This window comes from Aeromonas sp. 6P (assembly GCF_051919525.1).
GTDB classification, from domain to species: domain Bacteria; phylum Pseudomonadota; class Gammaproteobacteria; order Enterobacterales; family Aeromonadaceae; genus Aeromonas; species Aeromonas veronii.
Genome location: NZ_JBQBEO010000002.1, coordinates 2,850,813 through 2,876,841, shown reverse-complemented (window position 1 = coordinate 2,876,841; position 26,029 = coordinate 2,850,813). Strand labels below are relative to the sequence as shown.

Sequence of the window (26,029 nt, the reverse complement as noted above, 5' to 3'; positions counted from 1 at the left end):
TATCGCAGCAATAAAAAAACCGGCTTGCGCCGGTTTTTTTATCTGTCTGCTCGAAGGCTGGCTTATTTGGCCAGAGACTCCGGCAGCTCTTCGCGGATCTTGCCCAGCATCTCTTTCAGGACGCGCGGGTTGGCAACCACGATGTTGCCGGAGTTTTCGTAGTTGTGGCCACCAACGAAGTCGGTGACGATGGCGCCGGCTTCTTTTGCCAGCAGCTCACCGGCAGCGGTGTCCCAGGGCTTGAGGCCGATTTCCCAGAAACCGTCGACACGACCGGCAGCCACATAGGCCAGATCCAGTGCGGCAGAGCCGGAGCGACGGATGTCGGCACATTCGATGAACATGCTCTGGAACATCTTCAGGTAAGGCTCGATGTGATGCTTCTGCTTGAACGGGAAGCCGGTCGCCAGCACGGTGCCAGCCAGCTCTTTGGCCTTGCCGACACGAATGCGGTAGCCGTTCAGCTGGGCGCCGCTACCACGGGTAGCAGTAAACAGCTCGTCACGGATCGGATCGTAAACAACGGCTTGTTCAGTCTTGCCCTTGACGCGCAGGGCGATGGAGACGGCAAAGTGCGGAATGCCTTTGACCAGGTTGGTCGTGCCATCCAGTGGGTCAATGATCCATTGGTAGTCCGGATTGGTACCGGCAATCTCACCAGACTCTTCAGCCACAATGCTGTGCTCCGGGTAAGATTTTTTGATGGTGTGAATGATGGCCGCTTCGGCTTCACGGTCAACGTTGGTCACGAAGTCATTGCTGCCTTTTTGGATAGCCTCAATGTTCTCGGGCTGGGAGAAGGCTTTTACTACAACTTGACCGGCGTTGCGCGCAGCGCGCACGGCGATATTCAGCATCGGATGCATAGGTTCACCACTGGATGTTAAAGAACGGGGGATAAAAGGACGCGGTATGATACCAGTATTTTGTGCGATGGCAACTGTTATCCCCCTACGACCAATTGATTACCACTGCCAGATTTGACGGCTCCAATATAGACCAGATCTGCGCTAGTCTTATCCCAGCAGCCGGATACAGGCTGTCATGAGCATAGGGATGTGAACCATGAATTTGTCATTAGTGAGTCAAAATGTGTCTACTGCCAGCGAGGGACTGCTGGCCATTTTACGATCGTCACCCGAGTACGGTGATCACTTTGCCCACATCACCGTGACCCCCCTGGCCCAGTGGCAACCGGCCAAGACGGAGATCCTGCTGATCGACGGTGATGCGCCCTGGCAGGATGCCGGATTTGCCCGGGGAGAGGATGAGACGATCGGTTTGCCGGTCTTGCCGCTGCTGATCCGCAAGGGGGACAAGGAGCTGACGGTCTGCGGGCCGGATGTGCGTGACCCCCGTTTCTATTTTGTCTCAAACGGCATCGTGCTGGATGAGTCGGAGCTGGCCGAGCCTGCCTGCAGCCGGGTGCTGTTGCGCAAGCTGGAGTCCTACTTCCCGCTGCTTTCCCGCCTGATCATGCTGCGCCAGCGCAAGCCGGTCGCCGTGATCAACTAATATCTACCATTGCCAGAGCGCACCAGCGGCGCACCGTGGCCTTATTTGGCCTATGGTGCGCCGCTTTTTAATGGTCTGGAGCCGGTCACTTGTTGCAAGATGAGGTGGCTATGGTGTTGCACCCTGTTAAAACTGTGCAATTTGGCTATGACCAACAAGGAGTGAATCATGATCGATTTTTACACCGCCGCGACCCCCAATGGTTTCAAAGTGGCGATCGCCCTCGAAGAGCTGGGTTTGCCCTATCGGGTCATTCCTCTCGATCTCTCGGCGCTGGATCAGAAGAAGCCCGAGTTTCTTGCCATCAATCCCAATGGCCGCATTCCGGCCATCGTCGATCGGGATAACGACGATTTCGCCGTATTCGAGTCGGAGGCCATCCTCATATATCTGGCGGAGAAAGCAGGCAAGTTGCTGCCCGCTGATCCCAAACGCCGCTCTCAGGCCATCCAGTGGCTGATGTTCCAGATGGGCGGGGTAGGACCCATGATGGGGCAGGCCAATGTCTTCTACCGCTATTTCCCCGAAAAGATCCCCGCCGCCATCGAACGTTACCAGAAGGAGGGGCGCCGTCTGTTCGAGGTGCTCGACAGCCATCTGGCCCACCACGAATATCTGGCGGACGAGTACAGCATCGCCGACATTGCCACCTGGCCCTGGGTGCGTATTTATGACTGGAGCGGTATCTCCATCGAGGGATTGCCCCATCTGCAAGCCTGGATGGATCGCATGGCAGAGAAGCCTGCCTGCCAGAAGGGGATCACCATACCGCCGCGTAAGGAGCAGCCCGATGAGCTGATCAAGCAGGCGCAACAGATGGTAACTCGTTGATTTTTAACTGCTGACGGGGCGAAGTGCCCCATAATATTAGAAAAACTAAGGCAAGCCGATTATAAAGATTCGTTCGTTTTTTGTGAGCTGAATCACTATGATGCCCCCATACCACCAAACGTCCTGTGCGGTGGCTTGGCGGGCTCCCCGCCTACTGTTTCCAACACTGTTTTTGATTGCATCACAACCTCTGTGATCAGATTCCTCTGGGCCATTTTGTGCCAGAGGGGCGGCAGCATTTTTTCGATTTTTTGGGACTGATATGGATCGGCACAGTTTTTATCCGTTGTTTTTATTGACCATTCTGATGGTCGCTGTGGGCCAGATGACCCAGACCCTTTATGTTCCCTCCATTCCCATGATGGCGGGGGACTTCAATGTGGCCTCGGGCCAGTTGCAGGCGGTGATGGCCTGTTACCTGATCCCCTATGGCCTTTCCCAGTTTGTCTACGGGCCGTTGTCGGATCGCATCGGCCGTCGCCCGGTGCTGATCGTCGGCATGATGGTGTTTCTGGTGGGCACCCTGATCATTCAGGTCATCCCCCATTTTGCCGCCCTGCTGGTGGGTAGCTTTATTCAGGGGCTGGGTACCGGTGCCGGTGGCGCCATGAGCCGTACCGTGATGCGCGATCGCTACAACGGCGCCGAGCTCAACCGCGCCAACAGTCTGGTGAGTATGGGGGTGATCTTCTCCCCGCTGCTGGCACCGGTGCTGGGGGGATGGCTGACCGAGCTGTTCAACTGGCGCGCCGGTTACTGGTTCCTGTTCGGTTTTGGTGCCGTAGCCACCCTGGCGATCATGGCCTGGTTTGGCGAGACCCTGCCTGCTGCTGCCCGTCAGCCACTGCGCGTCGGTGCTGCCTATCGTCATGTGCTGGGCAACCCCAAGTTTCAGGGCAACCTGCTCTGCCTAATGGCGACCTTTGCCGGTTTGGCAGTGTTCGAGGCTGCGGCCGGTGTGCTGCTGGGCGATGTGCTGAAACTGAGCGCCCGTACCGTGAGCGTGCTGTTCGTGCTGCCGCTGCCCGGCTATCTGTTCGGGGCCTGGCTCTCTGCCAAGCTGAGCTTCCGTTTGACTCAGGGCAAACTGATGCGTCTGGGAATCGCCTTTCTTGCGCTCGGCTCACTCATCATTCTGGTGCCGGGGCTGTTCGGGGTGGTGAGTGCCGCCTCGCTGGTTGGTGGTGCGGCTGTCTACTTCATCGGTAGCGGTATTCTCTACCCGACCGCAACTTCCTGTGCCATCGAGCCCTTCCCGGGTCAGGCCGGCACCGCGGGGGCCATTCTCGGCGGGATGCAGAATCTGGGGGCGGGTGTGGTGACCCTGCTGGCCGCCGGTTTCCCGATGACTGGACAGGTGACCCTGGGGGCCATCATGACCCTGATGGTGCTGATCGTGGCGCTGAGCTTTGTCTGGTTACGCCACCACGGTTCTCCTCACGAGCAGATGGCCATCTAAATTTGCTTGCCAGTTGCAAAACAAAGCCCGCCTTTTGGCGGGCTTTGTCGTTATGGCTGTGTCCGTTTCACACCTTGTCCCATTGGGTTCTCCATTTATTGGGGGGGAAAGGTGTAAACCATATTCAGGACGGGACAGTTCGTTGATCATCAGGCAAAGAAAAAGCCCGTCACGCTGGTGACGGGCTTTTGCTGTTGGTACCCCGAGATGCCGTTGCCGGTTTGGGCCCTTGAACCGTCGGTTCAAGGCGGGGATCGGATCTGACCGCAGGCTTCTCGGTCGTGCCGAGCATGCGCAATAGCCAGAAGGCAGATCCCCTGTTTGGTATGAATATCGGCTCGGGGACTTGAACCGGCTGACAAACATCCCAGGGAATTTTAAAACGGTTTGCGATTAGGGCTGTTGCCCCTCTTCGCTGGAATCACCATATTGTCCGTGCTCGATCAGGGCCGCTTCGATGGTGCGCTGCAGCATCTTGATCCGCTTGTCCATGGTCTCAGAGTATTGGTGGTTCTTCTCTTTTTCAAGGCAGAGCTCATGACAGAAATTGAGCGCAGCCATGATAGCCAATTGTTCGTTGCTGGAGACTTTGGAGCGTTGACGCAGGTCGATCAACTTGTCGGTCAGCTGCTCGGCGGCCTGGCGCAGGGCATCCTGCTGTCCCAAGGGACAGGATACCTTGTAGGGACGTCCCAAAATGACGATTTCTACGGCCTCTGTGCTCATGCCTTCCTCAATACGGCGGAGCTGATTTCCGCCTTTATCCACGTGGACAACTGGGCGGGACTATATAGCGCAGATGCATAAGTTTCAAGGCCTTGCTGGCTCTGCAAGAGGGAGAATGCTAGGATCCTGACCATTAATTCTGCAAATTTGACTGAACTTTGAGCGGATCCTCGATGAGCAAAACGAACCCCCTTAAATATGCGGCAGTGGCCGACATCATGGAACAACATGAACTGATGGCCAGCGCAGTAGAGGCCCATGGTGTGATCTGCGGTCTGGTGTGCGGCGGTGTGGCACTGGACGACAAGAGTTGGCTGCCCCATTTCAACGATCTGGTGAACGACGGTTTCGGCCTGCCGGCCCCGGTGCGCCAGGTGATGACCGATCTTTATCACAATGTGGTCGAGAGCCTGATGGCCCAGAAGGGCGTCGAGCTGTTGCTGCCAAGCGATGATGCTCCCCTCGACGAGCGCATCGATTCGCTGGTGGACTGGTCACAGGCGTTTCTGGCCGGTTTCGGTGTGGTGCAGCAGGAGCTCTCCCGCGCGTCGGAAGAGCTGCAGGAGATGATCCAGGATATCGCCAGCATCACTCAGGTCTCTGCCGAGTTCGATCAGGAAGATGACGAGAACGAAGCCTCCTTCCTGGTGCTCTACGAACACGTCAAACTGGGTGTCATGATGGCCTTCGAAGAGTTTGGCAAGCGCCCCGATACCCCGAGCGCGCCGCCGACCCTTCATTGAGGTGCGGGTCAACGAGACCCTTACTGAATCTGCAAGAGCGCCTGATGGCGCTCTTTTTTATTTCCTTGTGGTAGCTAACCCTGTGAGGCGCAACCGGTTTTTTGCCGGTGACCTCGCATTCGGCCAGCGGCTTTGTGATAGCATGAGGCCACCTTTTTCACTTCTTCCTCTCTGCTTATGTCTCAATCTGATGTGCGACAGGTCGATGTCACCCTGGTCGGCGGTGGAATGAGCGGTGCCGTGCTGGCCCTCTCGCTGGCAGCCCTGCTTCGATCCGATGGCTCCCCCCTCGAGATCCTGCTGCTGGAGGCAAGCGTCCCCGAACAGCACACCCATTCAGGGTTCGACGCCCGCGCCATTGCGCTTTCGGCCGGTACCTGTGATGCGCTGTTGCGACGCGGACTCTGGCCGCTGTTTGCCCCCCATTGCGCCCCCATTACCCAGATTCATGTCTCGGATCGGGGCCACTTCGGTCAGGCTCGCCTGTCGGCTGCCGAATACGGTCTGCCAGCGCTGGGCCAGGTGATCGAGCTTGCCGCTGCCGGTCATGAGCTGCAATGGGCGATGGCGGCCTCTCCCAATATCCGGGTCTGTTGTCCGGCCCGGGTGAGCGAGATTGCGCCCGATGAGGAGAAGGTGACCCTCACCCTCGAGAGCGGTGAACAGATTGAGACCCGCCTGCTGGTGGCGGCAGACGGCGGCAACTCCTTTGTGCGTCAGCACTTCAAGTTGCCGGTGACCCGCCACGACTTTGAGCAGCACGCCATCATCGCCACGGTCAAAACGGCGCAAGACCCTGAGGGACGCGCCTTCGAGCGTTTTACCGAAGGGGGGCCGCTGGCCCTGCTGCCGATGCAGGAGGGGCTCTCCTCGCTGGTATGGAGCGTCGGGCAGCATGAGGTGGATGAGCTGATGGCCCTCAATGAGGCGGCGTTTCTTGCCCGTCTGCAGCAGGCCTTTGGCTGGCGACTCGGCCGCTTCGAGCGATGCGGCGTGCGTCACGTCTATCCGCTCATCCTGACCGCCTGCGACTACCCGCTGGCCCAGCGCACCGTGCTGGTGGGTAATGCCGCCCACGCCCTGCACCCGATTGCCGGACAGGGCTTCAACCTCGGGATGCGGGATCTCGACCTGCTTACCGGCGCCGTAGCCAAGGCGTTGGCAGAGGGGGAGGATATCGGCAGCTTCCAGGTACTGAGTGGCTACTGGCAGCAGCGTCAGCGCGATCAGGAGCAGACCGTCTGGCTCACCTCTTCGCTGGCCCAGCTCTTCTCCAATGGTCACGATCCGCTGGTGGCGGGGCGCAATCTGGCGCTCACCCTGATGGGGCGATTCCCGTGCCTCAAGGCGCCGCTTGCCTCGCGCACCCTGGGCTTTGTCGCTGATGTGTGCGGCAACTAGCCAGCACTTGTTGAGTGGAACCTGTTGACCGGAAGATGGTGACCGCCATTCGTTGATCAAAACCTATTGAATAAAGAGGTGATGCCTGCGGGCGTCACCTCGCTGGCCAGCCGGTCAGCCCTGAAAGGATGAGATGATGCAGATGCAAAATGTGGATGTGGTGATTGTCGGTGGCGGCATGGTGGGGCTGGGGCTCGCTGCGGCCCTGAAACATAGCGCCCTCAAGGTGCTGGTGGTGGAGGGGCAACTGCCCGATCCGCAGCTGGGGGAGGTGGCCGATAACCGGGTCAGCGCCCTGAGTCTGGCCAGCCAGCAGATCCTGCGCCATGTCGGCGCCTGGGACGGCATTGAAGCGCGCCGCCTGCAGGCCTACGACAAGATGGCGGTGTGGGAACAGGACAGTTTCGGCCATATCGACTTCGATGCCGCCAGCCTGCGTCAGGCCAACCTCGGCCACATCGTCGAGAATCGGGTGATCCAGCTGGCGCTGCTTGAGGCGATTGAAGGTGCCAGCAATATCCAGTTGCTGACCCCCGCCAGAGCCAAGAGCCTGCAGAGCGGCCCGGCGGGCGCCCTGCTGCTCCTTGAAGATGGTCAGGCCATCTCGGCCAAACTGGTGGTGGCTGCCGATGGCGCTCACTCCTGGGTGCGCCGTCAGGCTGATATCCCGCTCACCAGCTGGGATTATGGCCACCACGCCCTGGTGGCGACGGTGCGCTGCGCCGAACCCCATGAAGCTGTTGCTCGCCAGATCTTCACCCCGGATGGCCCGCTCGCCTTTTTGCCGCTGTGGCAAGAGAACCTCTGCTCCATCGTCTGGTCGCTGCCTGCGGCCCGCGCCGAGGCGCTCTGCGCCTGCGATGATGAGCAGTTCAATCGCCAGCTTACCGCCGCCTTCGATGCCCGGCTCGGTCTGTGCAAGGTGGAGGGGCCGCGCAGCGCGATTCCTCTTACCGCCCGCTATGCCCGCGACTTTGCCCGCGAGCGGCTGGTGCTGGTGGGAGATGCCGCTCATACCATCCACCCGCTGGCGGGGCAGGGGGTCAACCTTGGCCTGCTGGATGCTGCCGCGCTGGCGGAGCAGATCTTGCAAAATCATGCCGCGGGCGAGGATATCGGCCTGCTCGCCAACCTGCGCAGCTACGAGCGCTGGCGTAAGAGCGAAGCGGCTCGCATGCTGGCGGCGATGGAAGGGCTCAAGCGGCTGTTCAGCGGGGCCAACCCGCTCAAGAAGCTGGTGCGGGGCGTGGGATTGCGCGCGGCCAATCTGCTGACGCCCTTCAAGGAGGGGGTGATCCGCGCCGCCATGGGGCTGGAGGGAGAGTTGCCCGCATTGGCCCGTCCTGACTGGGCTGTTGCTGCGACCAAGGGCAGTGCCATGCAGGCCAAGGGTGAAAAAAACTAATATTACTCGCCGTTTTTGACAACAAAAGTAATCCGACAAGGCTGATGACCCGTTTTGGGTGTCAGCCTTTAATTTTGCTCTGGAGCGAAACGTTTTTCCGCAAATTGTGACGAAACGGTAAAAATCAAAATTTAATCTCGCCTGAGTCGGCTTATGGCTGTTTTTATCACTGCATTTATCTTAGTGTCTGGAGTCAGTTTTACGGGAGGGGATTAGTTTTTTTTGAGCGGCACGCTCGCCTGCTTGTCATATAATCCGCTCCGTTCAAGGAATCCCTCTTGCCTGGCAAGGGCAGGAGCGAGCACACACTTTTGGATCCGGTCGCTTTTTGCTGTACGTAGTGCAGTCAGATCGGTGGCGCGGGTCGCAAGGGTGGTCGCCAAAGCGAAAAGGCTTTTTGCTAAGGAAAGAATGCGATGATCCAGACTACTGTACTGCATCCCAAACACCTGGAAGCCGGCGCCAAGATGGTGGACTTCCACGGTTGGGAAATGCCCATCAACTACGGCTCCCAGCTGGAAGAGCACCACGCGGTGCGCAGCGATGCCGGTATGTTCGATGTCTCCCACATGACCATCGTCGATTTGACCGGCGAACGGGTCAAAGCCTTTCTGCAACACCTGCTGGCCAACGACGTGGCCAAACTCACTGCCCCCGGCAAGGCCCTCTACAGCGGCATGCTCAATCCGGAAGGCGGCGTGATCGATGACCTCATCACCTATTACCTAACCGATACCTTCTACCGGCTGGTGGTCAACTCCGCTACCCGCGAGAAGGATCTGGCCTGGATCCGCCATCACGCCATCGATTTCGATGTCACCGTGACCGAGCGTCCCGAGCTTGCGATGATTGCGGTGCAGGGCCCCAACGCCAAGGTCAAGGCTGCTGCTGTGCTGAGCGCCGCTCAGCGTACCGCCGTGGTGGGGATGAAACCCTTCTTCGGCGTGCAGGCTGGCGAGCTCTTTATCGCCACTACCGGTTACACCGGCGAAGATGGTTATGAAATCGTGGTGCCGCAAGAGAAAGCCTGCGAGCTGTGGCAAGCGCTGCTGGATAACGGCGTTGCCCCGTGCGGCCTCGGTGCCCGCGATACCCTGCGCCTCGAAGCGGGAATGAACCTCTATGGTCAGGATATGGATGAGTCAGTCTCTCCACTCGCTGCCAACATGGCCTGGACCATCGCCTGGGAGCCGAGCGATCGCAACTTTATCGGCCGCGACGTGCTGGAAGCGCAGAAAGCGGCGGGCAACCAGCCCAAGCTGGTGGGTCTGGTGATGGAAGAGAAAGGGGTGCTGCGTGCCGGTATGCCCGTTACCTTCACCGCGGCAAACGGTGAGAAGCGGGAAGGTGTGATCACCTCCGGCTCTTTCTCCCCCACCCTGGGCTACAGTATTGCCCTTGCGCGGGTGCCCCGCGATATCGGTGAGCTGGCCGAGGTGGAGATCCGCAAGAAGCTGGTCACCGTGAAGGTCACCAAGCCCGCTTTCGTCCGTAACGGCCAGAAGCTGGTTTAATACCGTTTTGGGGGAGGGCAGTGCCTCCCCCATCCCTTTTCATATTCGTTTTTAAACGCGACTCAAAGATCAAAGGAAGCACAAATGAGCCATATCCCGAGCGAACTGAAATATGCCACTTCCCACGAGTGGATCCGTGTTGAAGCCAACGGCGAGGCCGTGGTTGGTATCACCGAGCACGCCCAGGAGCTGCTGGGTGACATGGTGTTTGTCGAGCTGCCGGAAGTGGGCAAGCAGGTCAGTGCCGGTGACGACTGCGCCGTGGCCGAGTCGGTCAAGGCGGCCTCCGATATCTACAGCCCGGTGAGCGGCGAGATCATTGCCGTCAACGAAGAGTTGGAAGGGAGCCCCGAGCTGGTCAACTCCGACCCCTACAGCGCTGGCTGGCTGTTCCGCATCAAGCTCGATGACGAGAGCGAACTGGCCAACCTGCTGGATGCCGAAGGCTACCAGAACGTGGTGGACGAAGAGTAATGCCCCCGGGCCCTGCCAACACAGCAGGGCCCCTTTGTATGACCGCCAGCCGGGCAAGCACCGGCCGGTGGAAGGGTGAAGTCGTCCGCGCCTGCCGTTTGCCACCCTAGGAGCCCAGGGGGCAAACGGGCCGGTTCGCAACAAGGCGATCCCCTCTTGATGCTGCCGCAGCATCCGGTGCCGCATCCTGTCTGCGGGACCCAGAACATGAGTGGAGTCGGTATCTGCCGACGATCAGGAACATCAGGTCTTGGTTATCAGGATGTCATGCCAGGACTTATTTATCAGGAAATAGGGAAATGACCCAGTCACTGTTTGAACTCGAGCAAAAAACCGATTTTGTCCGCCGCCATATCGGCCCGGGCGAGGAAGAGCTGCGCCAGCTGCTGGCGACCGTCGGGGCCGAAAGCCTGGACGATTTGATTGAACAGACCGTGCCCGCCGCCATTCGCCTGCCGGGTCCGCTGGGGATCGGTGCCGGCATGACCGAAGTAGAGGCGCTGGCCAAGCTCAAGGGCTATGCCGCTCAGAACAAGATTGCCAAGAGCTACATCGGCATGGGTTATCACGATACCCATGTGCCCCACGTCATTTTGCGCAATGTGCTGGAAAATCCGGGTTGGTATACCGCCTACACCCCCTATCAGCCCGAGCTGGCACAGGGCCGTCTCGAAGCCCTGCTCAACTTCCAGCAGCTGACGCTGGATCTCACCGGCATGGATCTGGCGAGTGCCTCCCTGCTGGATGAAGCGACCGCCGCCGCCGAGGCGATGGCGCTGGCCAAGCGGATGGCCAAGTCCAAATCCAACCTCTTCTTCGTGGCCGATGATGTGCACCCGCAGGTGATCGACGTGGTCAAGGAGCGCGCGGTTCACTTTGGTTTCGACGTGGCGGTTGGCGCCGCGAACGATGCAGTGAGCGAAGAGGTGTTCGGTGCCCTGTTCCAGTACCCCACCACCACAGGTGAGGTGAAAGATCTGCGCGCTCTGATTGCCGCGGTACAGGCCCAGAAAGGGCTGGCCTGCGTCAGCGCCGATCTGCTCTCTCTGCTGCTGCTCAAGTCCCCGGGCGAGCTGGGTGCCGACGTGGTGTTGGGCTCCGCCCAGCGCTTTGGCGTGCCCATGGGCTACGGTGGCCCCCACGCCGCCTTCTTCGCTACCCGCGATGCCTACAAACGTTCCATGCCGGGCCGTATCATCGGTGTCTCCAAGGATGCCCGCGGCAAGGCCGCGCTGCGCATGGCGATGCAGACCCGCGAGCAGCATATCCGCCGCGAGAAGGCCAACTCCAACATCTGTACCGCTCAGGTGCTGCTGGCCAACATGGCGAGCTTCTACGCCGTCTACCACGGTCCGGTGGGGCTGAAGACCATCGCCTCCCGCGTGCACCGTCTCACCACCATTCTGGCGCTTGGCCTCAAGGCCAAGGGGGTGGCCCTCAAGCATGCAAGCTGGTTCGATACCCTGACCGTGCAGACTGCTGACAAGGCCGCGCTGATCGCCAAGGCCGAGGGGCTCGGCATCAACCTTCGTGCAGACCTAGATGGCGCGGTAGGGGTGTCACTCTCTGAAACCACCACTCGCAGCGATGTGGCCGAGCTGTTCGATCTCTTCCTCGGTCAAGGCCATGGCCTCGACATCGAGGCCCTCGACAAGGCGGCCCAGGCCCATCACGCCATCCCGCAGGATCTGCTGCGCACCGATGCCGTGCTGACCCACGAGGTGTTCAACAAGTACCACTCCGAAACCGAGATGCTGCGTTATATCCACCGTCTCGAAGCCAAAGATCTGGCGCTCAACTACGCCATGATTTCGCTCGGCTCCTGCACCATGAAGCTCAACGCCACCGCCGAGATGATCCCGGTGACCTGGCCCGAGTTCGGCAAGTTGCACCCGTTCGCCCCGCTGGCACAGGCCAAGGGCTACCAACTGCTGCTGGCCGACCTCGAAAACTGGCTGGTGAAGGTGACCGGTTACGATGCGGTCTGCATGCAGCCCAACTCCGGGGCGCAGGGCGAGTACGCCGGTCTCTTGGCCATCAAGAAGTACCACGAATCCCGCGGCGAGGGGCATCGCGACATCTGCCTGATCCCAGCTTCTGCCCACGGCACCAACCCGGCCTCTGCCCAGATGGCGGGGCTCAAGGTGATCGTCACCGCCTGTGACAAGTCCGGCAACGTGGATCTCGACGATCTGCGTGCCAAGGCGGCCGAGGCGGGGGATCAACTCTCCTGTCTGATGGTGACCTATCCCTCCACCCACGGGGTGTATGAGGAGACCATCAAGGAGGTGTGCGACATCGTTCACCAGCACGGTGGTCAGGTCTATCTGGACGGCGCCAACATGAATGCGCAAGTCGGGTTGACGGCGCCGGGCTTTATCGGGGCGGACGTCTCTCACCTCAACCTGCACAAAACCTTCGCCATTCCTCACGGTGGTGGCGGCCCGGGCATGGGCCCCATCGGCGTGAAGAAACATCTGGCACCGTTCGTGGCCGGTCACGCTGTGGTCAAGACCAACAAGGAGAGCCGTGATAACGGCGCCGTGTCGGCGGCACCGTTTGGCTCAGCCAGTATCCTGCCCATCAGCTGGATGTATATCGCCATGCTGGGTGACGAGGGGCTGAAGAAATCCACTCAGGTAGCGATCCTAAACGCCAACTATCTGGCCAAGAAGCTGGGTGACTCCTTCCCGGTGCTCTATTCCGGGCGCAACGGTCGGGTAGCTCACGAGTGCATTCTGGATATCCGTCCGCTCAAAGAGGCTTCCGGCATCAGCGAGATGGACGTTGCCAAGCGGCTGATGGACTACGGCTTCCACGCACCGACCATGAGCTTCCCGGTAGCGGGCACCCTGATGGTCGAACCGACCGAGTCGGAATCCAAGCGCGAGCTGGATCGTTTCGTCGAGGCGATGACTTCCATCCGCGCCGAGATTGCCAAGGTGCAGGAGGGGCAGTGGAGCCTCGCCGACAACCCGCTGGTCCATGCGCCGCACACGCAGGATGATGTGATGGATGCAGAGTGGTCCCGTGGCTACAGCCGCGCCGAGGCGGTCTTCCCGTCCGACGCCGTGCGCGCCGCCAAGTTGTGGCCCTCTGTGAACCGCATCGACGATGTCTACGGCGATCGCAACCTGTTCTGTGCCTGTATCCCGACTGAGGATTACGCCAAGTAAGTGGCGTCCAGGAGCAACAGTTAAGCCGCATAAACAACAGGGCCACCCAGACGGGTGGCCCTTCGTTTACATGGACTTTATCTGCATGCTGCTATCCGAATGTCCGGCTTAAGTCCTTGAGCTGGCTCGCTTTGCTCTGCAAATTGGCACTGGTTTCACTCACCTGATCGATTTTGAGACTGTTATCGTGAGAGAGCGAGGATATCTGGTTGATATTGCGACTGATCTCCTCGATGACCGCTTGTTGCTCGGTGGCTGCGGCGGTGATCTGGTTGGAAAAATCAGAGACCTTGTCTATCTCGACCACAACCTGATTCAGGTTGCCGGTGCTTGCCCGGGTGGTGGCGAGGCAGGCGTTGGTTCTGGTCACATTGAGATGCATCATCTCTTTCCATCCCCCCAGGGTTTGCTGGATATGGCCAATGCTGTTCTGGATCTGCTCTGTTGCCTTGTGGGTTCTGGTCGACAGGCTGCGAACCTCGTCCGCCACAACTGCAAAGCCGCGTCCCTGATCGCCGGCCCGTGCGGCTTCGATGGAGGCATTGAGCGCCAGCAGGTTGGTTTGATCCGCAATACCGCGAATTTCGCTCATGATGGTGCCGATCCGCTCGGACTCGCTCGCCAGCTCGACAGCTGACTGGAAGGCTTGCTCCGCCTGGGTGGCCAGCGCCGACATCTCTTCTCCTGCTTCCGAAAGCTGGGTGCTGGTGGTGATGCAGTGGCTACGGGCCTCTTCAATCTGGCTGTTGCTGTCTTGAATATTGCGGTTGATCTCCTCGGCGGCCGAAGCCATCTGGGTGACGGCGGTGGCAATCTGCTGGATCTGCGTGTCTTGCGAAGAGATATCCTGGCTGGCCAGCGAGGCGGAGCCGCGCAGGTCATTGGCCATGGCATTGAGCGACGCGGTGGTGTCATCCACCCTGCCGAGTACGGTACGGATCTTCGCTTGCCCGAGTTTGATATGGAAATCGGCGATGCTGTGGGGGGCATCCCCCGAGAAGATAAGGCGGCTGATGCTGTCGTAATCCTGCTCGAGCTGCTGCAAGAATCGCGGCGTGAGGAAGAGAGGGTGGCGATTGAACCAGATTGTTGCCAAGAGGGGTATGATTACCCAGAGCGCCTGCAGCGGTGAGATCAGCCAGAGCGCGCTGATCACGCTGACGAGCAGCAGGGGGATGGTCATCATGGCCGGCGTGAGTTGACGCAGGCCCATGTGAATGGCAGAGCCGGTTTCACGGGCTTTAAGGGTTTTGTACATCTGGCTGGCACGCGCTTTGTGCTCTGCGGCGGGGCGGCAGCGGACGGATTGGTAACCCACCATCTTGCCATCTTCATAAATCGGGGTGACATAGGCATCAACCCAATAATAGCGACCATCTTTGCAGCGGTTTTTTACCATCCCTCGCCATGGTTTACCCGCCTGCAGGTGGGCCCAGAGATCGGCAAACGCTGCCTTGGGCATGTCGGGGTGGCGCACCAGATTGTGATGCTGCCCCAACATCTCTTCCAGGCGATAGCCTGCCACCTGACAAAACGCCGGATTGGCGTAGGTGATGTCCCCTTTGAGATCGGTCGTCGATACCAACTGGATATCGTCGGCAAATTCAACCTCGGTATCTGTGGTGTGAAGCGAGCTGGTTACCATGATCAGACTCCGGTTTCGGCGTAACGGAATACTTCGTCTGAGTATGGCAGAGGATGTTCATTTATTGTGTTGTTGCACATTAACTCTTGTGCTACTGCGTGGGGACGGGATGGGTCTCACATTTTTACAGCGCGGTTTGGCGAGGGGAGGCAAGCCAAGTAACATGGCGTGACTTATGGCTGTGAAGCGAGACAGGTAACGCAATGAAGTTGGATGCGATTTTATGGGATTATGACGGTACTCTGGTCAATTCGGTGCCGAAGAATATCGATATCACCAAGCAGATCCTGGCTGAGGTCGCCCCCCATCTGACCGGAGAACATCTGCCGCGCTATCTGCGCAGCGAAGCGGAATATCACCATGCCAATCACGCCGCCAAGAACTGGCAGGCGCTCTATATGGATTACTACGGTTTGTCGCGGGACGAGATGGTGCTGGCTGGCAGTCTGTGGGCCAAGCATCAGGAGATGAACCGGACCGAGGTGCGTTTTTTTGCGGGGCTGGAGGCGGTGATTGACCATTTCTCTGCCATTCCCCACGGAATTTGTTCGCAGAACTCCCAAAAGAATATTCGCCGGGTTCTGGAGCAGCATGGCGTGAACAGCCTGTTCAAGGCTGTGGTCGGCTATGATGACGTGCCCGGACAGCAGCAAAAACCTCATCCTTTCGGTGGCCTCAAATGTCTGGAGTCTATCTTCGGCCCAGCTAGGTGCCAGTCGCTGATCTATATCGGTGACCATGAAGCGGATGTGCAGTTTGCCCGTCATTTGCAAGCGGCGCTTGGCGAGCAGAGCCGTGTGATATCGGTGGCTGTCGCCTATAGCCGCGCGACCCCGGAGCGCTGGGAACACCAACCCGACCATATCGCCCGTGACGTCGAGGATCTGCTCCCCATCGTCGGGCAATATCTGTAACGCCGGTTGCAGATTGCCGTACGGAATAGACAAACGCCGATCAGTTGATCGGCGTTTGTCTATGGGAAGCCTGATGGTTTCACACTCAGCTGGCTTAACACCCTGTCTGTTTAATGATGGGCGACTTAAAACAGCAGTTGCGTCAGGTAGCCCATCAGGATCGCCATGCCGAGGATCACGGTAAGGAAGGCCGCAATCATCGGGGTTCTGAACATCGACTTGAGCAGGATAACCTCGGTCAGACTGGCACCGGCACTGCCGATGATCAGCGCCATGACGGCGCCCATTCCCATCCCTTTGCCCAGCAGTACCGACGCCAGCGGAATCACGGCCTCGGCACGGATGTAGAGCGGGATCCCGACGATGGCGCTGAAGGGGATGGCCAGCGGGTTGTCGGCGCCGGCATGGGCGGCGATCCACTCGGCCGGAATAAAGCCGTAAATAAACGAGCCGATGAGCACCCCCAGCAGCAGGAAGGGCAATACCGCTTTGAACTGCTGCCAGGCATCGATGCGAGCTTTGACCCAGGCGGTGGGGAGCTGTGGCGCTCTGGTCAGGGTTGCCGTGCCATCGCCGCAGCAGGAGAGGGTGGCCTGCTCTGCCATCTCTGGTTGCTGAGCCGGGCAGCACGCTGCCCCGTTGAGGGGTTTGATTGCGCGAATGGCACAGCGTTGGTTGTCACTGCAATGTGCTTGAGTTGTGGCGCGGGTCGCCGGGCTACAGTCGCTACCGCAAGAGGGGGTGGCCTCTTTGGGGTCGATGACATGGCGCTCGAACCCCAATCTGTCGAGTAGCATGCTCGCCATGACGGAGACGCTGGCGGCGATCACGGCGTAGAGCAGGGTCACTTTCCAGCCGAAGGTGGCCCACATCAAGCCGACGATGATGGGGTTCAGCAGTGGCGAAATAAACAGGAAGGTGAGGGTGGGGCCAAAGCCAGCCTTGGCCGAAAGTAGTCCTCTCAGCATCGGGATGGTGGAGCAGCTGCAAAAGGGGGTGACGGCGCCGAGCAGGGCTGAGAGCAGATAGCCCTTGCCATGGCGCGCCCCCAGCATCCGTTGGATCTTCTCGTCGGGGATCTTCTGGCGGATCAGGCTGACCCCGGCGCTAATGACCAGAAACAGCACCGACAGCTCGACAGCCAGAAACAGGAACATCTGGGCTGCATCGGTCAGCATGGTTAACCACTCATTCATTGTCGTATCCTCACTTGTTTTCTATATTTCCAAAATAACCGAAATAAATGATCGGTCAAGATATTTCTGGTATTATCGAAATATCAAATTCGTGGAGGGCACAGAGATGCAACTGGAAGAGGTCGCCAAGGCATTGAAAGAGCTGGGTCATCCGACCCGGCTGTTTATCTTCAAGCATCTGGTCAAGGCGGGAGAGCAGGGGCTGCCGGTGGGTGAGCTGCAAAAGCAGCTGGCGATCCCCGCTTCCACCCTCAGCCACCATATCGCGGCGCTGGTCTCGGTGGGGCTGGTGAAGCAAAACCGGGAGAGTCGGACCCTGCTTTGCGTCTCTCAATACGCGGTGCTGGAGGAGATCATCGCCTTTTTCCGCGATGAGTGTTGCGTCAACAGCCCGGAGCATCGGCAAGATCAAAGGCAAGAGCTGCCTTCCTGAGGGCTATGGCTGCTAGTAGTGCTGCGCGTAATAAAAAAACGCCGATCATGCGATCGGCGTTTTGCATTGTTTTTCTCAGCTGCGGGTATTAACCCAGATTGGCTGCAACCTTGCTTTGGGCCTGTCCCTTGCGCTTGATGACAAAGCCAATGCCCAGTACCACCAGCCAGGCGGGGATCAGTTCGACTGAGATGCGGAAATCGGGGGTCATGTACATGATCACCAGGATACCAGCCATGAACGCGAGGCAGAGGTAGTTGCCGAAGGGATACCAGAACGCCTTGAACTTGGGCTGGACGCCTTCTGCGACTTTGGCCTTGCGGAACTTGAGGTGCGCGAGGCTGATCATCGCCCAGTTGATCACCAGTGCGGAGACCACCAGCGCCATCAGCAGGCCGAACGCCTTGCCCGGCATCAGGTAGTTGATCAGCACGCAGAGCAGGGTGGCGATGGCCGAGACCGAGAGGGCAACCAGTGGCACGCCGCTCTTGTTGGTCTTGAGCAGGGCTTTCGGGCCGTTGCCCTGTTTGGCCAGACCGAACAGCATCCGGCTGTTGCAGTAGACGCAGCTGTTGTAGACCGACAGTGCCGCCGTCAGCACCACGATGTTGAGTACGGTGGCGACCAGATTGCTGTCCAGAGCGTGGAAAATCATCACGAACGGGCTGCCGCCTTCCACCACTTTACCCCAAGGGTAGAGGGACATCAGGATAGCCAGAGCACCGATGTAGAAGATTAGGATGCGGTAGATCACCTGATTGGTGGCCTTGGGAATGCTCTTCTCGGGGTTGTCCGCTTCGGCGGCGGTAATGCCCACCAGCTCCAGACCGCCGAAGGAGAACATGATCACCGCCATCGCCATCACCAGACCGCTGATGCCGTTGGGGAAGAAACCGCCCTGAGCCCACAGGTTAGTGACGCTCGCCTCGGGTCCGCCGGCACCGGAGAGGAGCAGATAGCCGCCAAAGCCAATCATGCCGATGATGGCGACCACCTTGATGATGGCGAACCAGAACTCCATTTCGCCAAACGCTTTGACGTTGGAGAGGTTGATGGCGTTGATCAGCACGAAGAAGAAGGCTGCCGACATCCAGGTCGGGATCTCGGGCCACCAGTACTGGACATAGATGCCCACCGCGGTCAGCTCGGCCATGCTCACCAGCACGTAGAGCACCCAGTAGTTCCAGCCGGACGCAAAACCGGCAAACTCACCCCAGTATTTGTAGGCAAAGTGGCTGAATGAACCGGCTACCGGCTCTTCCACCACCATTTCGCCGAGCTGGCGCATGATCAGGAAGGCGATAAAGCCGCCGATGGCATACCCCAGCAGGACCGAAGGGCCTGCCATCTTGATGGTTTGGGCAATGCCCAGAAAGAGGCCGGTGCCGATGGCGCCGCCCAAAGCAATCAACTGAATGTGGCGGTTTTTAAGGCCGCGCTTCAGCTCCTCACCGTCTTGTTTCAAATCCATGGGTCTGTCCTTACGTCTCTGTTGTCTCTGGTCGGTGTTGGGCTCATCCTGAGCAGGCCGCATTGCGTAGCCAAAACCTGACGAAATCTGTATTTATTTCGTTACGACATGCCATTTTCAATTTTTTAGTGTTGGCTGGCAACTGAAGCAGAATAGTGATAATCCGCCATGAATGCACCTATTTTCCATCTCTAATGGCCGTATTTTGTACCAAAGGCAGCTTTTTCATGATTTGAAGAGGCTTCTTGGTAGTTTTTGGTTGATGTTTGTGCAATCGAATTCTGTTTTGTTGACATTTTGTCTTGTTGGTGTGCTTTTGTGGTGCCAAGCCACAAATAGATGCAAATGATGCCAAACAAGCAAGAGTACAGGGAAGAGTGCAGGGAGTTGGAGTACAGAGAGCGCGAAAGCGTGCTGCAACAAGGGGTTGCCCGGGGTGTGCTGGTGGCGCTCTGGTTAGGGATTGCTGCCAGTCCGCTGTTGTTGCTGGTGGCCGCGATTATGTTGCTGGGTTGGCTGTTACTCGGTGATCAGGGATTGCTGCACTACTGGCAGTCGCTGTTGCTGGTGGGTGGGGTAACGGGGGCGCTCGTTGGCGGCTGGCTGGCGGAGCGGGTTCGCCTGCGCCACGGTTTGCTGGCCTTCTATGCCAGGTTGATGAACAACCCTGAGCTCAATCGTTAGTTAACGCTGGCTGTTTGCCGAGCGCAGCAGAACGGAATCGAATAGCGGCAACTGGCAGCAGGTGACAAGGGCACAACGGCAAGGTCGACAAGAAGAGGGATAAGCATTTGTGGTGCTTATCCCTTTTTTATCCACGCTTTTCACTGTCATCTATGTGAATTGCAGTTCGCCACAGCTGACTTTCGCCGCGACACTGTAATTTTTATCTTTTGTTGATGCCGATAGCTGTCAAGCTGGCTTAACAGAGCTGGCGGCGCAGACCGGTCGCCTCGAGGACCTTGGCGCTGATCTCCTCCACCGAGTGGGAGCTGGTATCCAGGAAGCGAATCGCCTCCTGGCGAAACAGTCGCTCCACGCAGGCCAGCTCCTGCTCGCACTGTTCGATGGAGGAGTAGCGGCTGTTGGCACGGCGCTGGTTACGGATCTCATGCAGCCGCTGCGGCGCTATGGTGAGGCCAAACAGCTTGTGACGGTTGGCCTTGAGGGGGGCGGGCAGCTCCAGCATCCCCATGTCCTGCTCGATAAAGGGGTAGTTGGCGGCGCGAATGCCAAACTGCAGTGCCAGATAGAGGCTGGTGGGGGTCTTGCCGCAGCGGGAGACCCCGATCAGGATGATGTCCGCCTCATCGTACTCCTTGGTGGTGATGCCATCGTCGTTGGCCAGTGCGAAGTTGACCGCCTCGATGCGATCGTCATAGAGCTTGCGGTTCTCCATGCCGTGGGTGCGGTGGAGGCGGGGCTCGGCTTTTACCCCCAGTTCCTGCTCCAGCGGGCTGACGAAGGTATTGAGAAAGTCGTGGCCGCACGCCTCCGATTTCAGTACCTCTTCCCGTACCAGCGGGTCGACGATGGTGTGAAACAGGATGGGGCGTACCCCGGTCTGGCGGAACTGCTCGTCGATCCGCATCCGTACCTGACGGGCTTTCTCCAGTGTCTCCACAAAGGGGATAGTGATCTGCTCGAAGGCCAGCGGAAACTGGCTCAGTACCGCGTGGCCGAACACTTCGGCGGTGATGGCGGTGCCGTCTGAAACATAAAATACGGTGTGCACGTAGGGCTCCTGTGATACCGCGGGTGGGGTCGCATGGGGTAAGGGGTGAGAAGTATCTCCCGAAACCATACCAGTTTTGTCAACCGGTCTGCTGTGCCCAAGTTGTGAAGTGGCTTGCAAACCTGAATCGTTATCTTTTTGTGTCGCCATTGTAGAATGTTCCGGTCATTCGACCATCCCCAACGCTTGCTCGGGGATTTTTTTGAAAATCAGTAGAAAACGTTTTCATGGTCGTTGGCAACAAAAGAAACAGACAATAACGCACCTGACTTACCCATAACCTCATCGATTAAATCGGGCGCACGAGGTGCTATGGCATCGGTGCCCACCAACCTGGAGACATCCAAGTGCAACAGTACGTGCTCTGGTACGAACAACTCGGAATGCAGGACGTAGAACGAGTTGGCGGCAAGAACGCATCCCTTGGCGAGATGATCAGCAACCTCTCTGGCGCCGGCGTATCCGTGCCGGGGGGCTTTGCTACCACCGCCTTTGCGTTTAACGAGTTTCTGGAGTCAAGCGGCCTCAACGGCAAGATCCACCATCTGCTCGACAATCTCGACGTGGACGATATCGCCGCCCTCAACCGGGCCGGTCAGCAGATCCGCGACTGGGTGATCGAAGCCCCGTTCCAGCCCGAGCTGGAGCAGGCTATCCGGGTTGCCTATGAAAAGTTGAGTGCCGGTGTCGAGGCCTCGTTTGCGGTGCGCTCCTCCGCCACCGCCGAGGATATGCCGGACGCCTCCTTTGCCGGTCAGCAGGAGACCTTCCTCAACGTACGTGGCATCGATGCCGTCATGACGGCGGTCAAGCATGTGTTTGCTTCCCTGTTCAACGATCGCGCCATCTCCTATCGGGTGCATCAGGGCTACGACCACAAGGGTGTTGCCCTCTCGGCAGGGGTGCAGCGGATGGTGCGCTCGGATCTCGCCGCCTCCGGCGTCATGTTTACCCTCGATACCGAGTCCGGTTTCAACGACGTGGTCTTTATCACCGGCGCCCATGGTCTTGGCGAGATGGTGGTGCAGGGGGCGGTCAACCCGGATGAATTCTATGTGCACAAGCCGACTCTCAAGGGGGGCCGCCCGGCGGTGGTACGCAAGACCCTCGGCTCCAAGCTTATCAAGATGACTTACTCTGACGATGCTGGTCACGGCCGTCAGGTGAAGATTGTCGACACCAACGAGGCTGAGCGTAGCCGCTTCTGCATCAGCGATGAGGAGGTGATGGCGCTGGCGAAACAGGCCCTCATCATTGAGCAGCACTATGGCCGCCCGATGGATATCGAGTGGGCCAAGGATGGTCAGGATGGCCAACTCTACATAGTGCAGGCCCGTCCGGAAACCGTGCGCAGCCGTCAGGAGGCCAACACCCTCGAACGTTTTGCCCTCAAGCAAGCGGGCAAGGTGCTGATCGAGGGGCGTGCTATCGGTCACAAGATTGGCGCGGGCCCGGCGCGGGTCATCTCTTCCATCAGTCAGATGGACGAAGTACAGCCCGGCGATGTGCTGGTCACCGACATGACCGACCCGGACTGGGAGCCCATCATGAAGCGGGCCTCCGCCATCGTCACCAACCGGGGCGGCCGTACCTGTCACGCCGCCATTATCGCCCGCGAGCTGGGCATTCCGGCTGTGGTGGGCTGTGGCAACGCTACCGATCATATTCAGCCGGGCCAGCGGATCACCGTCTCCTGCGCGGAAGGGGATACCGGTTTTATCTATGACGGCGAGCTGGACTTCGATGTGGCGGTGACCGAGGTGGGCAATATGCCGCGCCTGCCCATCAAGATCATGATGAACGTCGGCAACCCGGATCGCGCTTTCGACTTTGCCCAGTTGCCTAATGCAGGCGTAGGGCTGGCGCGTCTTGAGTTCATCATCAACCGGATGATCGGGGTGCACCCCAAGGCGCTGCTGGAGTTTGACCAGCAAGCCCCAGAGCTCAAGGCCACCATCGGCAAGATGATCGCCGGTTACGACAGCCCGCGTGAGTTCTACGTGGCCAAGCTGACCGAGGGGATCGCCACTCTGGGTGCCGCCTTCTGGCCGGAGCGGGTGATCGTGCGGATGTCGGACTTCAAGTCCAACGAGTACGCCAATCTGGTGGGCGGTCGTGGCTACGAGCCCCACGAGGAGAACCCGATGATCGGTTTTCGTGGCGCATCCCGCTACATCGCCGACAGCTTCCGCCCCTGCTTTGCCCTCGAGTGCGAGGCGATCAAGCGGGTGCGCGATGTGATGGGGTTGACCAACGTCGAGGTGATGATCCCCTTCGTGCGCACCGTGGGCGAGGCGGAGCAGGTGATCGAGATCCTGGCCGAGAACGGTCTGCGCCGCGGCGAGCGGGGGCTCAAGGTGATCATGATGTGCGAGATCCCGAGCAATGCCCTCTTGGCAGACAAGTTCCTCGAGCACGTGGACGGCTTCTCCATCGGCTCCAATGACATGACCCAGCTCACCCTTGGGCTGGATCGGGACTCGGGGCTGATTGCCCACCTGTTCGACGAGCGCAACGATGCGGTCAAGGCGCTGCTGTCGATGGCGATTCAGGCCGCGCGCAAGGCGGGCAAGTATGTGGGGATCTGCGGTCAGGGCCCATCTGATCATCCGGACTTTGCTGCCTGGCTGGTGGAGCAGGGGATCGATTCGGTGTCACTCAACCCCGATACCGTGGTCGATACCTGGCTCTATCTGGCGGAGCAGCATGGCGCCAAGTAAGCCACTATCAAAATGAGCAGCAGAAAGGGGGCCATAATGGCCCCCTTTGTTATCTGTGTGTCGCGACCTATTTCGGCTGCTGTTCGGCCCCCGACAGCTCGATCTGCACATTCACCCCTTCGCTCTTGAGCTTGGTGGCGATGGCGTTGAGATCGGTGCCCGATTTGGCCTCCAGCAGGGCGATACCACCACTGCTCTGTTTGAAGTTCAGGCCGTGGCGAGTCGCCAGCGCCTTGGCGCTGGCATCGTCAGCTTCCACCAGCAGGGTGCCGCTTACAGTCAGCTCCGGGCTGGCGGCCCCTTGCATCAACACGTCACCGCGGCGCAGGGTCTGTTGCGGGACCTTGCTGTCAAGGCTGCGGGCGACCCGCTTCTTGCTGCCGTTGTCGGGAATGAGGTAGGTCTGGCCGTTCACCTCTATGGTGCTGTACTGCTTGCCATCCATGGTGACGGACTCCTGGGCGCAGAGCTGTCCCGAGAAGGGGGCCAGCAGGGTTGCCAGAAGCAAGGTAACAGGTTTGTTCATGGTAATACTCCTAGCGTGTTAGCTGCGGTTGGCATCGTGACCCAGGACCCGCAGGGACCATGAGATCAGCTTGCCCGGTTGGCGATTGTTGCGCTCGGTCAGGGTGGTACGCTCACGGGTCTCGCGATTGAGCAGAGAGACCTGACGGGTACCGTTGGCAACGTCGGTCACTTCCAGTCGCCATGTGCCTTGCGCCGATTCGCCGTAGAACTTGTTGGATAGCATCCGCATGTCACGCAATCCCTTGGTTCGTACAAAGCCCAGCTGCTGCTGGTCGAGAGATTGGCCGACCAGGCTGTTGAAGGGGCTCAGCAGGATGCTGCGGGTGCCGGCGGGGGAGACCAGTTCGATCAGCAGATCGGGCAGACGCTGGTGATCCAGGCTCACCATCACCTGAACCGCTTCCACCGTCAATGGTGTCGCGATGCGGGTTGTGGAACGGGTCGGGCTGTTGCCCACATCCGGGATGGCGGCGGCACTGCCAGTGACATTGATCTTCTGCCATGGCAGTTGCACCAGCGGGGGCAGGGGCTGGTGATTGGCTGCCAGCTCAAGGGCCTTGTTGACGTCGATCAGACCAAAACCGTAAGTGGGGCTGAACCACATGCCAGCGGCATTGCGCTCCCACCCTTCCAGCCCTTTCACATCACGCACCTTGCCGGTGCTGCTGGTGTAGCTGACCATCACAGGTTTCTGTGTGGCATCGACCCGGGTTGCGCTGCGCGCCAGCAGATCCCGCAGGTCCCGCACCGACAGATCCGGGTAGGCGGACATCAGCAGCGCCATGGCGCCGGAGGTGCTGGGGGTGGCGGAGGAGGTGCCGTTCATCACGCCGTTGTAGTCGCAGCTGGCATCCAGTTGCGGGTTGCCGTGCAGCCGGTTGGTGCTGGGATCGTCGGTGCGGTTGTAACCCATGTCGCAGCCGGGCAGATCCGTGGTCACCATCGCCGGAGCGTCGGTACCGTACTCGCCACCGGTCGCGCTCAGGAAGATGTTGCTGCCGACGCTGGAGTAGGAGGATCTGACGCCATCGGCGTTGAGAGCACTTACCACCAGGTTCCAGAAGTTGCTGTTGGAGGGATCGAGATTGCTGTTTTCAAACGGCAATTTGGGGCCATTGCCGGTGCGGTTAAGCACATAGCCGCCCGCCGCTATCTTGTTGAAGCCGTTGCCGGCGGCCTTGATATAGGCCGCGCCCTGCGCCTTGAGGGTCTGCTGTTCAAACAGGCGATCAAGCTGGGATTGATCCAGAGAGTTGGCAGAGCGGGGATCCACCACACTCATGCCGTAGCTCTGGTTGAACACCCGGTTGTCGCGACTGGCATCGCTGTCGCCAAGGGCGTAGAGCCAATCTTTCTGCAACTGCTGGCTGTTGTCATCCAGCAGGTTGAACCCCTGCAGCTGGGCTCGCGGGGCTATCCCCTTGGTGCCGATGGCGTTGTCTACCGCCGCTATGATGCCGGAGACCGAGGTGCCGTGGGCCGTATCCGGATCGGTCGGTGTCGGGTCATCGCTGCCGGTCACCACGTTTTTCGAACCCGGACGCACGTTCTCCGCCAGATCCGGGTGGGCGATAGCCAGACCATCATCCACCACGGCCACATTGACTCCCTGGCCCAGCACGCCGGTGCGATGAGCCCACCAGAGGTTGAGATCATTGCCCGCTATGCCGCCACGGGCGCTGAATCCATCCTGTCCGCTGTTGAGCAGATACCACTGCTGATCCTGCAGGGGATTGGTACCTGGCAGGCAGCGCTCGGTGCTGCTGCGTCCGATATCCATGCCACTCTCCTTGCCGGTGAGCGGCGCACAACCTTCATTTGCCTGAACGAGCGCACTGGGCAGGGTCGACAGCAGTGCTGTGATCGCCAGTGCTAACGATGTTTGCTTCATTATTCTTTTAACTCCATCTTGGATCGCACCATCCTGAGTGCGACGGAAATCTATACACGGGTGGTAGGGGTTCAAAAAGAGCCATTTTCAAAAAACGCAATGAGGTTCAAAGAAATCCGATCTGGTTTATGGTAGGTATTCCAATGACGCTGGTTATGTGTTTTATTGAGAATGGTTCTCACCGCTCGCTACTGATCTTTTTATCTGTAATTCACTCCTCTCGCGACTCTCCTTCGCCGCAGCCATCTCGAT

Annotated in this window: 22 protein-coding genes and 1 other RNA gene; 13 read left to right on the top strand and 10 right to left on the bottom strand. The window is 59.2% G+C overall.

Annotated elements, in window-relative coordinates:
- Positions 1-62: 62 nt before the first annotated feature.
- Positions 63-866, bottom strand: a complete 804-nt coding sequence (gene suhB / locus ACTG2J_RS13315) for an inositol-1-monophosphatase (RefSeq protein ID WP_021230872.1) — start codon at positions 864-866, stop codon at positions 63-65.
- 199 nt (positions 867-1,065) lie between these two features.
- On the opposite strand from suhB, the gene ACTG2J_RS13310 reads away from it, so the two are divergent.
- The 3 genes from ACTG2J_RS13310 (at position 1,066) to emrD (ending at position 3,805) form a co-directional block, all read left to right on the top strand.
- Positions 1,066-1,515: a hypothetical protein gene (locus tag ACTG2J_RS13310; protein WP_182963634.1), complete on the top strand. Its 450-nt coding sequence runs from the start codon at positions 1,066-1,068 to the stop codon at positions 1,513-1,515.
- A 168-nt stretch (positions 1,516-1,683) separates the two neighbouring features.
- Entirely contained in the window at positions 1,684-2,346 is a 663-nt protein-coding gene (locus ACTG2J_RS13305; protein ID WP_439997593.1) for a glutathione S-transferase family protein, read from the top strand.
- Positions 2,347-2,608: 262 nt separating this feature from the next.
- Positions 2,609-3,805, top strand: a complete 1,197-nt coding sequence (gene emrD, locus ACTG2J_RS13300; RefSeq protein WP_005333920.1) for a multidrug efflux MFS transporter EmrD — start codon at positions 2,609-2,611, stop codon at positions 3,803-3,805.
- 195 nt (positions 3,806-4,000) lie between these two features.
- Here emrD and ssrS read toward each other — a convergent pair.
- Positions 4,001-4,182, bottom strand: a non-coding RNA gene (ssrS, locus tag ACTG2J_RS13295) — 6S RNA.
- Between the two features lie 16 nt (positions 4,183-4,198).
- Positions 4,199-4,531: a cell division protein ZapA gene (gene zapA, locus ACTG2J_RS13290; RefSeq protein ID WP_005333910.1), complete on the bottom strand. Its 333-nt coding sequence runs from the start codon at positions 4,529-4,531 to the stop codon at positions 4,199-4,201.
- 173 nt (positions 4,532-4,704) lie between these two features.
- On the opposite strand from zapA, the gene ACTG2J_RS13285 reads away from it, so the two are divergent.
- From ACTG2J_RS13285 to ACTG2J_RS13275, 3 genes are all read left to right on the top strand, one after another.
- Positions 4,705-5,274, top strand: a complete 570-nt coding sequence (locus ACTG2J_RS13285) for a UPF0149 family protein (protein WP_005333908.1) — start codon at positions 4,705-4,707, stop codon at positions 5,272-5,274.
- Between the two features lie 177 nt (positions 5,275-5,451).
- The gene (gene ubiH / locus ACTG2J_RS13280; protein WP_113739260.1) at positions 5,452-6,675 is read left to right on the top strand and encodes a 2-octaprenyl-6-methoxyphenyl hydroxylase; all 1,224 of its coding nucleotides are present in this window, start codon (positions 5,452-5,454) and stop codon (positions 6,673-6,675) included.
- A 136-nt stretch (positions 6,676-6,811) separates the two neighbouring features.
- Entirely contained in the window at positions 6,812-8,080 is a 1,269-nt protein-coding gene (locus ACTG2J_RS13275; RefSeq protein ID WP_113739261.1) for an FAD-dependent 2-octaprenylphenol hydroxylase, read from the top strand.
- Positions 8,081-8,292: 212 nt separating this feature from the next.
- Here the strand turns inward: ACTG2J_RS13275 and ACTG2J_RS13270 are convergent, their stop codons facing one another.
- Positions 8,293-8,520 carry a hypothetical protein gene (locus tag ACTG2J_RS13270; RefSeq protein WP_113739262.1) on the bottom strand — a complete coding sequence of 76 codons (228 nt, stop codon included), beginning with the start codon at positions 8,518-8,520 and terminating at the stop codon, positions 8,293-8,295.
- On the opposite strand from ACTG2J_RS13270, the gene gcvT reads away from it, so the two are divergent.
- The 3 genes from gcvT (at position 8,497) to gcvP (ending at position 13,244) form a co-directional block, all read left to right on the top strand.
- A complete protein-coding gene (gene gcvT, locus ACTG2J_RS13265; RefSeq protein WP_113739263.1) occupies positions 8,497-9,594 on the top strand; it encodes a glycine cleavage system aminomethyltransferase GcvT in 1,098 nt (365 codons plus the stop codon). The two genes, ACTG2J_RS13270 and gcvT, sit on opposite strands and share 24 nt — an antisense overlap.
- Positions 9,595-9,678: 84 nt before the next feature.
- The gene (gene gcvH / locus ACTG2J_RS13260; RefSeq protein ID WP_005333898.1) at positions 9,679-10,068 is read left to right on the top strand and encodes a glycine cleavage system protein GcvH; all 390 of its coding nucleotides are present in this window, start codon (positions 9,679-9,681) and stop codon (positions 10,066-10,068) included.
- Positions 10,069-10,367: 299 nt separating this feature from the next.
- A complete protein-coding gene (gene gcvP / locus ACTG2J_RS13255) occupies positions 10,368-13,244 on the top strand; it encodes an aminomethyl-transferring glycine dehydrogenase (RefSeq protein ID WP_439989542.1) in 2,877 nt (958 codons plus the stop codon).
- 91 nt (positions 13,245-13,335) lie between these two features.
- Here gcvP and ACTG2J_RS13250 read toward each other — a convergent pair whose 3' ends face one another.
- Positions 13,336-14,889, bottom strand: coding sequence for a methyl-accepting chemotaxis protein (locus ACTG2J_RS13250; protein ID WP_100645568.1), 1,554 nt, complete (start codon positions 14,887-14,889; stop codon positions 13,336-13,338).
- Between the two features lie 203 nt (positions 14,890-15,092).
- On the opposite strand from ACTG2J_RS13250, the gene ACTG2J_RS13245 reads away from it, so the two are divergent.
- Positions 15,093-15,803 carry an HAD family hydrolase gene (locus tag ACTG2J_RS13245; protein WP_113739267.1) on the top strand — a complete coding sequence of 237 codons (711 nt, stop codon included), beginning with the start codon at positions 15,093-15,095 and terminating at the stop codon, positions 15,801-15,803.
- 125 nt (positions 15,804-15,928) lie between these two features.
- Here the strand turns inward: ACTG2J_RS13245 and ACTG2J_RS13240 are convergent, their stop codons facing one another.
- Complete coding sequence (locus ACTG2J_RS13240; RefSeq protein ID WP_439989543.1) at positions 15,929-16,999, bottom strand: permease; 1,071 nt, start codon at positions 16,997-16,999, stop codon at positions 15,929-15,931.
- A 106-nt stretch (positions 17,000-17,105) separates the two neighbouring features.
- Between ACTG2J_RS13240 and ACTG2J_RS13235 the strand changes: the two genes are divergently transcribed.
- The gene (locus ACTG2J_RS13235) at positions 17,106-17,432 is read left to right on the top strand and encodes an ArsR/SmtB family transcription factor (protein WP_005344826.1); all 327 of its coding nucleotides are present in this window, start codon (positions 17,106-17,108) and stop codon (positions 17,430-17,432) included.
- A gap of 88 nt (positions 17,433-17,520) precedes the next feature.
- On the opposite strand, the gene ACTG2J_RS13230 is transcribed toward ACTG2J_RS13235, so the two are convergent.
- On the bottom strand, positions 17,521-18,903 hold the full coding sequence (locus ACTG2J_RS13230; RefSeq protein ID WP_005352966.1) for an amino acid permease: 1,383 nt from the start codon (positions 18,901-18,903) through the stop codon (positions 17,521-17,523).
- A 387-nt stretch (positions 18,904-19,290) separates the two neighbouring features.
- Here ACTG2J_RS13230 and ACTG2J_RS13225 point away from each other — a divergent pair, with 387 nt between their 5' ends.
- A complete protein-coding gene (locus ACTG2J_RS13225) occupies positions 19,291-19,587 on the top strand; it encodes a hypothetical protein (RefSeq protein WP_233267204.1) in 297 nt (98 codons plus the stop codon).
- A gap of 238 nt (positions 19,588-19,825) precedes the next feature.
- On the opposite strand, the gene ppsR is transcribed toward ACTG2J_RS13225, so the two are convergent.
- The gene (ppsR, locus tag ACTG2J_RS13220; protein WP_005344832.1) at positions 19,826-20,638 is read right to left on the bottom strand and encodes a posphoenolpyruvate synthetase regulatory kinase/phosphorylase PpsR; all 813 of its coding nucleotides are present in this window, start codon (positions 20,636-20,638) and stop codon (positions 19,826-19,828) included.
- Between the two features lie 347 nt (positions 20,639-20,985).
- Here ppsR and ppsA point away from each other — a divergent pair, with 347 nt between their 5' ends.
- Positions 20,986-23,358 (top strand): phosphoenolpyruvate synthase, encoded by a 2,373-nt coding sequence (gene ppsA / locus ACTG2J_RS13215; protein ID WP_439997592.1) that lies wholly within the window; start codon positions 20,986-20,988, stop codon positions 23,356-23,358.
- Positions 23,359-23,425: 67 nt separating this feature from the next.
- Here ppsA and ACTG2J_RS13210 read toward each other — a convergent pair whose 3' ends face one another.
- Both ACTG2J_RS13210 and asp read right to left on the bottom strand, forming a co-directional pair.
- A complete protein-coding gene (locus ACTG2J_RS13210; RefSeq protein ID WP_113739270.1) occupies positions 23,426-23,884 on the bottom strand; it encodes a serine protease chaperone in 459 nt (152 codons plus the stop codon).
- Between the two features lie 18 nt (positions 23,885-23,902).
- Positions 23,903-25,777 (bottom strand): serine protease Asp, encoded by a 1,875-nt coding sequence (gene asp, locus ACTG2J_RS13205; protein WP_439997591.1) that lies wholly within the window; start codon positions 25,775-25,777, stop codon positions 23,903-23,905.
- Positions 25,778-26,029: the final 252 nt, after the last annotated feature.

Bases quoted from the DNA above. Each gene is read 5' to 3' on its own strand.
- suhB (WP_021230872.1), bottom strand. From the start codon at position 866: ATGCATCCGATGCTGAATATCGCCGTGCGCGCTGCGCGCAACGCCGGT.
- ACTG2J_RS13310 (WP_182963634.1), top strand. From the start codon at position 1,066: ATGAATTTGTCATTAGTGAGTCAAAATGTGTCTACTGCCAGCGAGGGA.
- ACTG2J_RS13305 (WP_439997593.1), top strand. From the start codon at position 1,684: ATGATCGATTTTTACACCGCCGCGACCCCCAATGGTTTCAAAGTGGCG.
- emrD (WP_005333920.1), top strand. From the start codon at position 2,609: ATGGATCGGCACAGTTTTTATCCGTTGTTTTTATTGACCATTCTGATG.
- zapA (WP_005333910.1), bottom strand. From the start codon at position 4,531: ATGAGCACAGAGGCCGTAGAAATCGTCATTTTGGGACGTCCCTACAAG.
- ACTG2J_RS13285 (WP_005333908.1), top strand. From the start codon at position 4,705: ATGAGCAAAACGAACCCCCTTAAATATGCGGCAGTGGCCGACATCATG.
- ubiH (WP_113739260.1), top strand. From the start codon at position 5,452: ATGTCTCAATCTGATGTGCGACAGGTCGATGTCACCCTGGTCGGCGGT.
- ACTG2J_RS13275 (WP_113739261.1), top strand. From the start codon at position 6,812: ATGCAGATGCAAAATGTGGATGTGGTGATTGTCGGTGGCGGCATGGTG.
- gcvT (WP_113739263.1), top strand. From the start codon at position 8,497: ATGATCCAGACTACTGTACTGCATCCCAAACACCTGGAAGCCGGCGCC.
- ACTG2J_RS13270 (WP_113739262.1), bottom strand. From the start codon at position 8,520: ATGCAGTACAGTAGTCTGGATCATCGCATTCTTTCCTTAGCAAAAAGC.
- gcvH (WP_005333898.1), top strand. From the start codon at position 9,679: ATGAGCCATATCCCGAGCGAACTGAAATATGCCACTTCCCACGAGTGG.
- gcvP (WP_439989542.1), top strand. From the start codon at position 10,368: ATGACCCAGTCACTGTTTGAACTCGAGCAAAAAACCGATTTTGTCCGC.
- ACTG2J_RS13250 (WP_100645568.1), bottom strand. From the start codon at position 14,889: ATGGTAACCAGCTCGCTTCACACCACAGATACCGAGGTTGAATTTGCC.
- ACTG2J_RS13245 (WP_113739267.1), top strand. From the start codon at position 15,093: ATGAAGTTGGATGCGATTTTATGGGATTATGACGGTACTCTGGTCAAT.
- ACTG2J_RS13240 (WP_439989543.1), bottom strand. From the start codon at position 16,999: ATGAATGAGTGGTTAACCATGCTGACCGATGCAGCCCAGATGTTCCTG.
- ACTG2J_RS13235 (WP_005344826.1), top strand. From the start codon at position 17,106: ATGCAACTGGAAGAGGTCGCCAAGGCATTGAAAGAGCTGGGTCATCCG.
- ACTG2J_RS13230 (WP_005352966.1), bottom strand. From the start codon at position 18,903: ATGGATTTGAAACAAGACGGTGAGGAGCTGAAGCGCGGCCTTAAAAAC.
- ACTG2J_RS13210 (WP_113739270.1), bottom strand. From the start codon at position 23,884: ATGAACAAACCTGTTACCTTGCTTCTGGCAACCCTGCTGGCCCCCTTC.
- asp (WP_439997591.1), bottom strand. From the start codon at position 25,777: ATGAAGCAAACATCGTTAGCACTGGCGATCACAGCACTGCTGTCGACC.